The 13,452-nt window shown below is 66.5% G+C and carries 7 protein-coding genes and 2 rRNA genes; all 9 read right to left on the reverse strand.

The genetic code is table 11. The annotated features are described in order from the left end of the window. Positions 1-88: 88 nt before the first annotated feature. The 9 genes from KUM42_RS04785 to KUM42_RS04825 all read right to left on the reverse strand — a co-directional run bounded on the left by KUM42_RS04785 (position 89) and on the right by KUM42_RS04825 (position 13,441). Positions 89-3,207 (reverse strand): 23S ribosomal RNA (locus KUM42_RS04785). Between the two features lie 546 nt (positions 3,208-3,753). Then, positions 3,754-5,276, reverse strand: a 16S ribosomal RNA gene (locus KUM42_RS04790). Together the 16S and 23S rRNA genes form the textbook arrangement of a ribosomal RNA operon. Before the next feature lie 478 nt (positions 5,277-5,754). Beyond that, positions 5,755-6,567: a 4-hydroxy-tetrahydrodipicolinate reductase gene (dapB, locus tag KUM42_RS04795; RefSeq protein WP_237495420.1), complete on the reverse strand. Its 813-nt coding sequence runs from the start codon at positions 6,565-6,567 to the stop codon at positions 5,755-5,757. Between the two features lie 52 nt (positions 6,568-6,619). Beyond that, a complete protein-coding gene (locus KUM42_RS04800) occupies positions 6,620-6,988 on the reverse strand; it encodes a VanZ family protein (protein WP_237495423.1) in 369 nt (122 codons plus the stop codon). A 4-nt stretch (positions 6,989-6,992) separates the two neighbouring features. Next, positions 6,993-8,369: a pitrilysin family protein gene (locus KUM42_RS04805; RefSeq protein WP_237495425.1), complete on the reverse strand. Its 1,377-nt coding sequence runs from the start codon at positions 8,367-8,369 to the stop codon at positions 6,993-6,995. Beyond that, complete coding sequence (locus tag KUM42_RS04810; protein WP_237495426.1) at positions 8,366-10,627, reverse strand: polyribonucleotide nucleotidyltransferase; 2,262 nt, start codon at positions 10,625-10,627, stop codon at positions 8,366-8,368. The genes KUM42_RS04805 and KUM42_RS04810 overlap by 4 nt, the downstream gene beginning before the upstream one ends. A gap of 250 nt (positions 10,628-10,877) precedes the next feature. Further along, positions 10,878-11,147 (reverse strand): 30S ribosomal protein S15, encoded by a 270-nt coding sequence (gene rpsO / locus KUM42_RS04815; RefSeq protein WP_056287976.1) that lies wholly within the window; start codon positions 11,145-11,147, stop codon positions 10,878-10,880. A gap of 149 nt (positions 11,148-11,296) precedes the next feature. Next, positions 11,297-12,268, reverse strand: a complete 972-nt coding sequence (locus tag KUM42_RS04820; RefSeq protein ID WP_237495429.1) for a bifunctional riboflavin kinase/FAD synthetase — start codon at positions 12,266-12,268, stop codon at positions 11,297-11,299. A 24-nt stretch (positions 12,269-12,292) separates the two neighbouring features. Further along, positions 12,293-13,441, reverse strand: a complete 1,149-nt coding sequence (locus KUM42_RS04825; protein ID WP_237495431.1) for a branched-chain amino acid aminotransferase — start codon at positions 13,439-13,441, stop codon at positions 12,293-12,295. Between the last annotated feature and the right edge of the window lie 11 nt (positions 13,442-13,452).

The following is a 13,452-nucleotide window of genomic DNA, read 5'->3' on the forward strand; positions in this document are numbered from 1 at the left end:
GGGGATCGGGTTGGGGGTGGGTTCCGTACGTTCAGAACCACACAGTGGACGCGAGACAACTAGAAAAGCTATGAGGCTGGGTGTTGTGATGGTCAAGCCCTCGGCCTATTAGTACCGGTCAGCTCCACGACTTACGCCGCTTCCACTTCCGGCCTATCAACCCGCTGGTCTGGGCGGGGGCCTTACCCGGTTGACCCGGTGAGAGACCTCATCTTGAAGAAGGCTTCCCGCTTAGATGCTTTCAGCGGTTATCCCTGCCGAACGTAGCCAACCAGCAGTGCTCCTGGCGGAACAACTGGCACACCAGAGGTTCGTCCGTCCCGGTCCTCTCGTACTAGGGACAGCACTTCTCAAGTCTCTTACGCGCGCGGCGGATAGGGACCGAACTGTCTCACGACGTTCTAAACCCAGCTCGCGTGCCGCTTTAATGGGCGAACAGCCCAACCCTTGGGACCTACTCCAGCCCCAGGATGCGACGAGCCGACATCGAGGTGCCAAACCATCCCGTCGATATGGACTCTTGGGGAAGATCAGCCTGTTATCCCCGGGGTACCTTTTATCCGTTGAGCGACACCGCTTCCACATGCCGGTGCCGGGTCACTAGTCCCAGCTTTCGCTCCTGCTCGACCCGTCGGTCTCGCAGTCAAGCTCCCTTGTGCACTTGCACTCGACACCTGATTGCCAACCAGGCTGAGGGAACCTTTGGGCGCCTCCGTTACATTTTGGGAGGCAACCGCCCCAGTTAAACTACCCACCTGACACTGTTCCTGATCCGGATCACGGACCGAGGTTAGACATCCAATTCGACCAGAGTGGTATTTCAACGATGACTCCACGAACACTGGCGTGCCCGCTTCACAGTCTCCCACCTATCCTACACAAGCCGAACCGAACACCAATATCAAGCTATAGTGAAGGTCCCGGGGTCTTTCCGTCCTGCCGCGCGTAACGAGCATCTTTACTCGTAGTGCAATTTCGCCGAGCCTGTGGTTGAGACAGCTGAGAAGTCGTTACGCCATTCGTGCAGGTCGGAACTTACCCGACAAGGAATTTCGCTACCTTAGGATGGTTATAGTTACCACCGCCGTTTACTGGCGCTTGAGTTCTGAGCTTCGCCTTGCGGCTAACCCGTCCCCTTAACGTTCCAGCACCGGGCAGGCGTCAGTCCGTATACATCGTCTTTCGACTTCGCACGGACCTGTGTTTTTAGTAAACAGTCGCTTCTCACTGGTCTCTGCGGCCACCCACCGCTGCCCCGCGTAAGCGGTTCACAGCAGATGGCCCCCCTTCTCCCGAAGTTACGGGGGCATTTTGCCGAGTTCCTTAACCACAGTTCGCTCGATCGCCTTGGTATTCTCTACCTGACCACCTGAGTTGGTTTGGGGTACGGGCCGCTAAGAACTCGCTAGAGGCTTTTCTCGGCAGCATAGGATCATCCAATTCGCCTCATTCGGCTATGCGTCAGGCCTCACCCTCGTGTGGAACGGATTTACCTATCCCACGGGCCACACCCTTGCACCGGTACTACCATTCACCGGTAGGACTACCTTCCTGCGTCACCCCATCGCTTGCCTACTACCAGTCCGGGTCCCGCGTTCCGCCGGATCAGACCCGAAGGTCAGTCACCGGTTTCAGGCGGTTAGCATCGCTGGGTTCAGCATGGGCGTTCTTTCGCGGGTACGGGAATATCAACCCGTTGTCCATCGACTACGCCTGTCGGCCTCGCCTTAGGTCCCGACTCACCCTGGGCGGATTAGCCTGGCCCAGGAACCCTTGGTCATCCGGCGGGGGAGTTTCTCACTCCCCTTTCGCTACTCATGCCTGCATTCTCACTCGTGTGGCCTCCACGGCTGGATCACTCCGCCGCTTCAATGGCCACACGACGCTCCCCTACCCATCCACACACCTGGCCCGACCCCGAAGGACCGGACGGGTTCATGTGAATGCCACAGCTTCGGCGGTGTGCTTGAGCCCCGCTACATTGTCGGCGCGGAACCACTTGACCAGTGAGCTATTACGCACTCTTTCAAGGGTGGCTGCTTCTAAGCCAACCTCCTGGTTGTCACGGCAATCCCACATCCTTTTCCACTTAGCACACGCTTAGGGGCCTTAGCTGATGATCTGGGCTGTTTCCCTCTCGACTACGAACCTTATCGCCCGCAGTCTCACTGCCACGCTCTCACTTACCGGCATTCGGAGTTTGGTTGATTTCAGTAACCTTGTGGGGCCCCTAGACCATCCAGTGCTCTACCTCCGGCAAGAAACACGTGACGCTGCACCTAAATGCATTTCGGGGAGAACCAGCTATCACCGAGTTTGATTGGCCTTTCACCCCTACCCACAGCTCATCCCCTCCATTTTCAACTGAAGTGGGTTCGGTCCTCCACGCGGTCTTACCCGCGCTTCAACCTGGCCATGGGTAGATCACTCGGCTTCGGGTCTAGAGCACGCGACTCAATCGCCCTGTTCGGACTCGCTTTCGCTACGGCTACCCCACACGGGTTAACCTCGCCACGTACCGCTAACTCGCAGGCTCATTCTTCAAAAGGCACGCAATCACCCCCACGCACAAGTGCGCATAAGGCTCTCACGGCTTGTAGGCACACGGTTTCAGGTACTATTTCACTCCCCTCCCGGGGTACTTTTCACCTTTCCCTCACGGTACTTGTCCGCTATCGGTCACCAGGGAGTATTTAGGCTTAGCGGGTGGTCCCGCCAGATTCACACCGAATTTCACGGGCTCGGTGCTACTTGGGATACAACTCGGGAGGCCATGAGTTTTCGTGTACGGGGCTCTCACCCTCTACGGCGACCCCTTCCAGAGGCCTTCCACTAACACATGGCTTTCTGACTCCCTGCACCTTCGGCAGAAGATGCTGAATCGTCCCACGACCCCGACCACACAACGCCTGCCGGCTTGGCATGCGATCGGTTTAGCCTCATCCGCTTTCGCTCGCCACTACTCACGGAATCACGGTTGTTTTCTCTTCCTGTGGGTACTGAGATGTTTCACTTCCCCACGTTCCCTCCACACGCCCTATGTGTTCAGGCGCGGGTCACACCACATGACTGGTGCGGGGTTCCCCCATTCGGAAATCCTCGGATCAACGCTCGGTTGACAGCTCCCCGAGGCTTATCGCAGCCTCCTACGTCCTTCATCGGCTCCTGGTGCCCAGGCATCCACCGTGTGCCCTTAACAACTTGACCACACACAAGAACACCCACACCCACCCACAACCCCACCCCGTGACAACCTCGCGGCCACCACATCTGTGGGTCATGGATCAGTGCGGGTATCCAGATACTTGCTTACTAGATGCTCGCGTCCACTGTGCAGTTCTCAAAGTACGGAAGATGACCCACCACATGACACCACCAGACCCCGGGGTTACCCGAGCGGTATGACGAGCAGATGGGACTCCCAGAGCGAACACCCAACCAGACCCTTGAAGCAGCTCGCGCTCCTCCACGGCCTGGCCGGCCCGTTCCCTCAGGACCCAACAGCGTGCCTACGACCCGGTACCCCCAGCCACTCGCGTTCCAGACCCTCCCCACCCCTGTGACCCCGTGAAGGGCCGGTGATGGATCAACGAGCCGTACTAACAGCGAACTGGACATCCGAGCCGAACTGGTCAGCGTTCCACCCTTGAGCTCCGTCACCAACACCCTGGACCCCCTCATGATTGAGGAAGCCTCCTGGCCGGTGCACGGCTCTGGACCACCATCGCTAAGACGGCGGCCAGTGCTCCTTAGAAAGGAGGTGATCCAGCCGCACCTTCCGGTACGGCTACCTTGTTACGACTTCGTCCCAATCGCCGATCCCGCCTTCGACGGCTCCCTCCCACAAGGGGTTGGGCCACCGGCTTCGGGCGTTACCGACTTTCGTGACGTGACGGGCGGTGTGTACAAGGCCCGGGAACGTATTCACCGCAGCGTTGCTGATCTGCGATTACTAGCGACTCCAACTTCATGGGGTCGAGTTGCAGACCCCAATCCGAACTGAGACCGGCTTTTTGGGATTCGCTCCACCTCGCGGTATCGCAGCCCTTTGTACCGGCCATTGTAGCATGTTTGCAGCCCTAGACATAAGGGGCATGATGATTTGACGTCATCCCCACCTTCCTCCGAGTTGACCCCGGCAGTCTCCTATGAGTCCCCACCATGACGTGCTGGCAACATAGAACGAGGGTTGCGCTCGTTGCGGGACTTAACCCAACATCTCACGACACGAGCTGACGACAACCATGCACCACCTGTGCACGACCCTTTAAAGGACCTCCCATCTCTGGGAGATTTCCGTGCATGTCAAGCCTAGGTAAGGTTCTTCGCGTTGCATCGAATTAAGCAACATGCTCCGCCGCTTGTGCGGGCCCCCGTCAATTCCTTTGAGTTTTAGCCTTGCGGCCGTACTCCCCAGGCGGGGCGCTTAATGCGTTAGCTGCGACACGGAACTCGTGGAATGAGCCCCACATCTAGCGCCCAACGTTTACGGCGTGGACTACCAGGGTATCTAATCCTGTTCGCTCCCCACGCTTTCGCTCCTCAGCGTCAGTTACTGCCCAGAGACCCGCCTTCGCCACCGGTGTTCCTCCTGATATCTGCGCATTTCACCGCTACACCAGGAATTCCAGTCTCCCCTGCAGTACTCTAGTTTGCCCGTATCGACTGCAGGCCCGAGGTTGAGCCTCGGGTTTTCACAGCCGACGTGACAGACCGCCTACGAGCTCTTTACGCCCAATAATTCCGGACAACGCTTGCACCCTACGTATTACCGCGGCTGCTGGCACGTAGTTGGCCGGTGCTTCTTCTGTAGGTACCGTCACTTGCGCTTCGTCCCTACTGAAAGAGGTTTACAACCCGAAGGCCGTCATCCCTCACGCGGCGTCGCTGCGTCAGGCTTTCGCCCATTGCGCAATATTCCCCACTGCTGCCTCCCGTAGGAGTCTGGGCCGTGTCTCAGTCCCAGTGTGGCCGGTCACCCTCTCAGGCCGGCTACCCGTCGTCGCCTTGGTGGGCCATTACCCCACCAACAAGCTGATAGGCCGCGGGCCCATCCTCAGCCGATGAATCTTTCCACCACCAGACCATGCGGTCAGCGGTCACATCCGGTATTAGCACCAATTTCTTGGAGTTATCCCAGAGCTGAGGGCAGGTTGCCCACGTGTTACTCACCCGTTCGCCGCTAGGGCACCACCCGAAGATGGGCCTCGCTCGACTTGCATGTGTTAAGCACGCCGCCAGCGTTCGTCCTGAGCCAGGATCAAACTCTCCGTAGATGATTTGATCGCAGCTGAGACCAAGAGTTGGCACTCTCGTTCAATCAACCAAAGGAACCCAACGACATCCGAAGACACCGTATGGGGATTTGTTACTTGGCACTGACTTTCGGCACGCTGTTGAGTTCTCAAGGAGCGGACGCGCACGTTCCCCGACCGGTTCCCCGGTCGTTCTCCGTGACGGCTTGTCCCACAGTACGCTGAGCACGGCTCGCTGTCACACCCTGGGGGTCTGACCTCGCGGCTCCCGGCCCTTCCGGCCCGGTCTCGCTCGGCGCAAAGAGAAAGTTACGCGGCGGGGAACGGGCCGTCAAGCCGGCCGGAGGGTCCGGACACCCGATTTCGTGTTCCGGAGGCCGTCCGGAGCACGAACCCGCAGGTCAGCGCTGGTCGGTACCTACGAAATTGCGGCGCAGGTCACGTGAATGCCGGGTGTCCGGACGCCTCAGCAGTCACATCCGCCCCACGGGTCACGCGGTCAGAGACCCAGGAGGCCCTCGATGCCGACGGTGAGCCCGGGGCGCCGGCCGATCTCCCGGACGGCGAGGAGGACGCCGGGCATGAAGGACGCCCGGTCGTAGGAGTCGTGCCGCAGCGTGAGGGTCTCCCCCGCTGCTCCCATCAGGACCTCCTGATGGGCGACCAGTCCGCTGAGCCGGACGGCGTGCACGGGGATGCCGTCGACGGCAGCACCGCGGGCACCCGGGAGCGAGTCCTCCTCACGGGTGGCGTCCGGTGCGGCGGGGACCCCGGCCGTACGCCGGGCCTCGGCCACCAGCTGGGCCGTCCGGGTCGCCGTCCCCGACGGGGCGTCGACCTTGTTGGGGTGGTGCAGCTCGATGACCTCCACGGACGGGAAGAAGCGTGCGGCCTCCTGGGCGAACCGCATGAGCAGCACGGCGCCAATGCCGAAGTTCGGTGCGATGAGCACGCCCACCTCGGGCTTGGGCTCCAGCCACCCGGCGATCGTGGCCAGCCGCTCCTCGTCGAAGCCGGTCGTCCCGACGACGCAGTGGATGTTCTGGTCGATGCAGAAGCGGATGTTCTCCATCACCGAGTCGGGCCGGGTGAAGTCCACGACCACCTGAGCGCCGGCGTCCGCGACGTTGAACAGCCAGTCCCGTTCGTCGACCATCGCGACGAGCTCGAGGTCCTCGGCAGCGTCGACGGCGCGGACGACCTCGGCGCCCATCCGGCCACGGGCTCCCAGCACACCGACCGAGATCAGCGGGGAGTCGCCGTTCGTCGTGGGCGAGGGGGCGGGGACGGCGGCCGTCGAACTGGTGGTCATCCCGCGATGCTCACCAACGACGGGGACGGACGCAAGGCGGACCCGCGGACGGTCAGCGGGAGGTCGCGCCCCGCGACCGGCCGAACAGTGCCCACAGGCCGACCCCGATGACCACACCCGTGGCGTCGGCGACCCAGTCGAGGAACTCGGCGTCCCGGTCGACGAGCGCCGTGCCCTGGAGCACCTCGCTCACCGCGGCATACGCCAGCAGGGAGAGGAGGGCCACCTGCCACCGGACCCCGGCCCACCGTGCGGTCACCGCGAGTACGAGGAAGAGCGACAGGTGGACCACCTTGTCCACGCCCGGGGGTGCCGACGGCACGTCCGAGGGCGGGGCGAAGAGCACCGCGAGGGAGACCAGCACGGCGACCGCGAAGGCCCCACGGGCCACGGCGCCGTGCTGGTGCACCTGGGACGTCACGTGGTCAGGCGGCGAGCAGCCGGTCGAGGTCGCGCTCCCGGTAGGGACCCACGACCGCCAGGCAGGTCGGACGGGTGAACAGGTCGGCAGCGACAGCGGCCACCTGCTCCTCGTCCACGCCGTCGAGCAGGTCGAGCACCGACCGCACGGGCAGGTACTCCCCGAAGGACAGCTCGCTCTTGCCCAGCCGGCTCATCCGTGACCCGGTGTCCTCCAGCCCCAGGACAAGACCGCCCTTGAGCTGACCGCGCGCCCGCGCGACCTCCTCGGCCGTCAGCCCCGTCGCTGCTGCCTCGGCCAGACAGGCACGGACCAGCCCGAGCACCTCCGGCACGCGCTTGGGCGAGCACCCGGCGTAGACGGAGAAGCTGCCCGCACCGGCGTAGTGGGTCAACGAGGAGCCCACGCTGTAGACGAGCCCCCGCTTCTCCCGGATCTCCTGGAACAACCGGGAGCTCATGCCACCACCGACCGCGGCGTCCAGCACGGCGGCCGCGTACCGCCGGTCGTCCAGCCGGCCCATGCCCAGACCACCCAGCAGCAGGTGCGTCTGCTCGGTCGTCCGGCGGATGAGCCCGCCCGGGCGGGCCGGTGCGCTGAGGTCGACGTCGTCCCCCGACCGGAGCGGGTCCGGCCGCGAGTCCCCCGACAGCCGGTCGCCGAAGGCGGCGGTGACCAGCCCCAGCACCTGGGCGTGGTCGATCCGCCCGGCGGCCGAGACGACGATCGAGGGCACCGCGTACCGCTCGCGGTACCAGCCGTCGACGTCGTCGCGGGTGAGCGCCTCGATCGACTCCACGGTGCCGAGCACCGACCGGCCCAGCGGGGTGTCCCCGAAGAGCGTCTCGGCGAAGAGGTCGTGCACGGCGTCGGCGGGCTCGTCGTCGCGCATGGCGATCTCCTCGAGCACCACCGTGCGCTCGGACTCCAGGTCCGGTGCCGTGTTGAGCGCCTCGGTGACCAGGTCACCCAGCAACGTCACCGCCAGCGGCAGGTCGCTGGCGAGCACGTTGGCGTAGTAGCAGGTGTGCTCCTTGGCGGTGAAGGCGTTCATCTCACCGCCCACGGCGTCCATCGCGGTGGCGATCTCCAGTGCCGTGCGGCTGCGCGTCCCCTTGAACAGCAGGTGCTCCAGGAAGTGCGACGACCCGCCGACCGCGGGGCTCTCGTCCCGCGAGCCCACGCCCACCCAGATGCCCAGCGTCGCCGACAGCACCCCGGGCATCGTCTCGGTGATCACGCGCAGCCCACCGGGCAGCTCGGTGCGCTCCACCCGGCCGCCGAACTCGTCGACGTCCAGCACCTCGGTCACGCCGACCGGGGCCGGGGCGGACGCCGCAGCGCCCACCCCGGCCCCGGTCAGACCGTGCGACGTGGTCATGCCTCCGCGGGAGCGGTGTCGTCGGCCGGGGCGGAGTCGCCGGCAGCGGCGGCCTCGCCCTCGACGACGGGCACCAGGCTGATCTTGCCGCGGGCGTCGATGTCGGTGATCTCGACCTGCAGCTTGTCGCCGACGTTCGCGACGTCCTCGACCTTGGCGATCCGCTTGCCGTTGCCCAGCTTGCTGATGTGCACCAGACCGTCACGGCCCGGCAGCAGCGAGACGAAGGCGCCGAAGGCCGTCGTCTTCACCACGGTGCCGAGGAACCGCTCGCCGACCTTGGGCAGCGTCGGGTTGGCGATGGCGTTGATCCGGTCCACGGCCGCCTGGGCCGAGGGGCCGTCGGAGGCGCCGACGTAGATCGTGCCGTCGTCCTCGATGGTGATGTCGGCGCCGGTCTCGTCCTGGATCGCGTTGATCATCTGGCCCTTCGGCCCGATGACCGCGCCGATCTTGTCGACCGGGATGCGCACCGTGGTCACCCGGGGGGCGAACGGGCTCATCTCGTCGGGGCCGTCGATCGCCTCGAGCATGACGTCGAGGATGTGCAGCCGGGCCGCGCGGGCCTGGGTCAGCGCACCGGCGAGGACGTCGGAGGGGATGCCGTCGAGCTTGGTGTCCAGCTGGAGGGCCGTCACGAAGTCCTTGGTGCCGGCGACCTTGAAGTCCATGTCACCGAACGCGTCCTCGGCACCCAGGATGTCGGTCAGCGCGACGTACTGCGTCCTGCCGTCGACCTCGTCGGAGACCAGGCCCATGGCGATGCCGGCGACCGGCGCCTTCAGCGGCACACCGGCGTTGAGCAGCGACAGCGTCGAGGCGCAGACCGAGCCCATCGAGGTGGAGCCGTTGGAACCGAGGGCCTCCGACACCTGGCGGATCGCGTAGGGGAACTCCTCGCGGTCCGGCAGCACCGGCAGCAGCGCCCGCTCGGCGAGCGCGCCGTGGCCGATCTCGCGGCGCTTGGGCGAGCCCACGCGGCCGGTCTCACCGGTGGAGTACGGCGGGAAGTTGTAGTTGTGCATGTAGCGCTTGCGGGTGACCGGGTTCAGCGTGTCCAGCTGCTGCTCCATGCGGAGCATGTTCAGCGTGGTGACACCCATGATCTGGGTCTCGCCGCGCTCGAACAGCGCCGAGCCGTGCACCCGGGGCAGGACCTCGACCTCGGCCGACAGCGGCCGGATGTCGGTCAGGCCACGGCCGTCGATGCGGACCTTGTCGCGCAGGATGCGCTGGCGCACGACCTTCTTGGTGACCGCGCGGAAGGCCCCGGAGATCTCCTTCTCGCGACCCTCGAACTGGCCGGCGAGAGCGGCCTTGACCTCGTCCTTGACGGCGTCGGTGGCCTCCTCGCGGTCCTGCTTGCCGGCGATGGCCTGGGCCACGGTCAGCTTCTCGGTCGCGTGCGCCTCGACGGCGGCGTAGACGTCGTCCTGGTAGTCGAGGAAGCGGGGGAAGTGCGCCTCGGGCTTGGCGGCGTTGGCGGCCAGCTCGGCCTGCGCCTGACACAGCGCCTTGATGAACGGCTTCGCGGCCTCGAGACCGGCGGAGACGACCTCCTCGGTCGGCGCGGTGGCGCCGCCGGCGATGAGCTCGATCGTCTTCTCGGTAGCCTCGGCCTCGACCATCATGATCGCGACGTCACCGTCGGGCAGGACGCGGCCGGCCACGACCATGTCGAAGACGGCGTCCTCGAGCTCGGCGTGGGTGGGGAAGCCGACCCACTGGTTGTTGATCAGGGCCACGCGGGTGCCACCGACCGGGCCAGAGAACGGCAGGCCCGACAGCTGGGTGGAGGCCGACGCGGCGTTGATCGCGAGCACGTCGTAGACGTGGTCGGGGTCCAGCGACAGGACGGTGATGACGACCTGGACCTCGTTGCGCAGGCCCTTGGCGAAGGTCGGGCGCAGCGGGCGGTCGATCAGGCGGCAGGTGAGGATGGCGTCCTCGGAGGGGCGGCCCTCGCGGCGGAAGAACGAACCGGGGATCTTCCCGATCGCGTACATCCGCTCCTCGACGTCCACCGTCAGCGGGAAGAAGTCGAACTGGTCCTTGGGCTGACGGCCGGCCGTGGTGGCCGACAGCAGCGTGGTGTCGCCCATGGTGGCGACGACGGAACCGGCGGCCTGCTTGGCGAGGCGGCCGGTCTCGAAGGTGACGGTGCGGGTCCCGAGGGCCCCGTTGTCGATCACCGCGGTGGCGGTGAAGACGCCGTCCTCGGCGTCGAAGTCGGTGGTGTCGGTGCTGGGTGAAGACATCGTGTCCTCTTCCTACGTCGCATGCGGCGACGTCCTCTTCGCGGCGGTGCACGGCCGGCGTCCGGGGCGACCGGTGCTCGATCGAAGCCCTCGGGGCGGGTGCCTGCGTTCAGGCTCGCTGTCCCGGGGGCCACTACCGAGGACCGGCCCACGCGGGGGCGGCGGTGCGATCGGCCGGTGGTCCCGTGCGGCGGGCGCCGCACGAGTGAGGGGACCGTCCCGGCGTGCCGGAGCGGTCCCCTCGGTGGTGCTAGCGGCGCAGGCCGAGCCGCTCGATGAGCGAGCGGTACCGGTTGATGTCGGTCTTGGCCAGGTAGTTCAGCAGGCGGCGACGACGACCCACCAGCAGGAGCAGGCCCCGCCGGCTGTGGTGGTCGTGCTTGTGCATCTTGAGGTGCTCGGTCAGGTCACTGATCCGTCGGGTCAGCATCGCGACCTGCACCTCGGGGGAACCGGTGTCGCCCTCGACCGTCGCGTACTCGGTCATGATCTGCTTCTTCGTCGCGCTCTCGAGCGCCATCTTTGCCTCCAGGGCAGGTCACGTGTGGCCCCCGGTCTGTGTCACGGGGGCAGCAGGCACACACGTCGGTCTCCCGACGCCGTCCATGAGATTACACGGACCCACCGCCGAGCCGGTGTCCCGAGCCGCCCGGGGACGGCGGGGGGCGCTCAGAGCCCGAGCAGGACCCGGGTGCGGCTGACGTCGTCGGCCATCGCGACCAGCAGCTCCGGGATGCCGGCGAAGGCGGTCATCGGCCGGAGCCGCTCGACGAACTCCACCCCGACGTGCTCGCCGTACAGGTCGCCCTCGAAGTCGAGCAGGAACGCCTCGACGGTGCGGCGCGCGCCGGAGAAGGTGGGGTTGCTGCCCACCGAGATCGCCGCCGGGTGCCGGCTGCGGGTGACGCCGTGGTGGTCGCGCAGCACCAGGTGGCCCGCGTACACGCCGTCGGCGGGCACCGCGGTGTACCGCGGGCTCTCGACGTTGGCCGTGGGGTAGCCGAGCTCGCGCCCCCGCCGGTCGCCGCGCACCACGATGCCGTCGACCCGATGGGGGCGGCCCAGGGCCAGCGCCGCCGAGGCCATGTCGCCGGCGGCCACGCAGGCGCGGATGTAGGTGGAGGAGATGGTGACCTCGCCGTCGCCTGCGGGGTCGGGGGCCTGACCGACGCTGGTCAGGTCGACGCCCTCGACGCCGAAGCCGAACCGGCGGCCCTCGGCGGTCAGGGTCTCCACGTCGCCCTCGGCGCGGTGCCCGTAGGTGAAGTTGCGTCCCACGACGACCTGGGCGGCGTGCAGGTGCTCGACCAGGACGGTGTGGGTGAACTCCCCCGGGGTCAGCCGGCTGAAGGCCGAGGTGAAGGGCAGCACGCACATCGCGTCGACGCCGAGCGCGGCGACCAGCTCGGCCTTGCGGTCGGCGGCGGTGAGGATCGCCGGGTGCGAGCCCGGGCGCACCACCTCGGCCGGGTGCGGGTCGAAGGTGAGCAGCAGGGCCGGACGACGCATCGCCCGGGCCCGGGCCACCGCGGCCCCGATGAGGTGCTGGTGGCCGCGGTGGACCCCGTCGTACATGCCGATGGTGACGACAGCCCGGCCCAGGTCACCCGGGGTGGCGTCCAACCCGCGCCAGCGCAGCACTCGACTCCCCTGCCGACCGTCGGCTCAGACGGCCGGGACGACGCGGTGCAGCCAGCCGTGCGGGTCGGCGACCCGCCCGTGCTGGACGTCGAGCAGGTGCGCCCGCAGCTGCATGGTCAGCGGCCCGGGATCCCCGTCGCCGACGACGAAGTCACCGGTGCCGGCCTTCACCGCGCCGACCGGGGTGATGACGGCGGCGGTGCCGCAGGCGAAGGTCTCGGTGACCGTGCCGTCGGCGACGCCGGCCCGCCACTCCTCGACGCTGAACTTCCGCTCGGTGACCCGGTGCCCCAGCTCGCGGGCGACGGTGATCAGCGAGTCGCGGGTGATGCCGGGCAGCAGGGTGCCGGTGAGCTCGGGGGTGACCAGCTCGGCGTCCTCCCCGGAGCCGAGGACGAAGAACAGGTTCATCCCGCCCATCTCCTCGACGTACTTCTTCTCCACCGCGTCGAGCCAGACCACCTGGTCGCAGCCGGCGGCGATCGCCTGCTCCTGGGCCAGCAGGCTGGCGGCGTAGTTGCCGGCGCACTTGACGTCGCCGGTGCCCCCGGGAGCGGCCCGGATGTAGTCCTCGGAGAGGTAGACCGACACCGGGTGGACGCCGCGCGGGAAGTAGGCGCCGGCGGGGCTGGCGATGACGACGAAGAGGTACTCGTGCGCGGGCCGCACACCGAGGAACGGCTCGACGGCCAGCTGGTAGGGCCGGATGTAGAGCGTCTGGTCCGCACCGGTGGGCACCCAGTCGCGGTCGGCGTCGACCAGGGCGTCGACGGCGGTGAGGAAAGCCTCCTCCGGCACCGGCGGCATGGCCAGCCGGCGGGCGCCACGGGCGAAGCGGGCGGCGTTGGCCTCGGGGCGGAAGGTGGCCACGCTGCCGTCGGGCTGGGCGTAGGCCTTGAGACCCTCGAAGATCGACTGCGCGTAGTGCAGCGCGGCAGCGCTCGGGTCCATCTGCAGCGGCGCGTAGCGGGTGAGCCGGGCGTCGACCCAGCCCTCACCGGCGCGGTAGCGGGCGATGAACATCGAGTCGGTGAAGTACCGGCCGAAGCCGGGGTCGCCCAGCTGCTCGGCACGCTCGGTGGCGGAGCGGCGCGGCACGTCCTCCACGACCAGCGGCACGCCCTCGACGAACGTCCGGGAAGAGGTGCGGCTGTCGTTGAGCGTGTCGGTCATGGCTCCCGCCT

The sequence above is a fragment of the Modestobacter sp. L9-4 genome (genome assembly GCF_019112525.1).
In the GTDB taxonomy this organism is placed as follows: domain Bacteria; phylum Actinomycetota; class Actinomycetes; order Mycobacteriales; family Geodermatophilaceae; genus Modestobacter.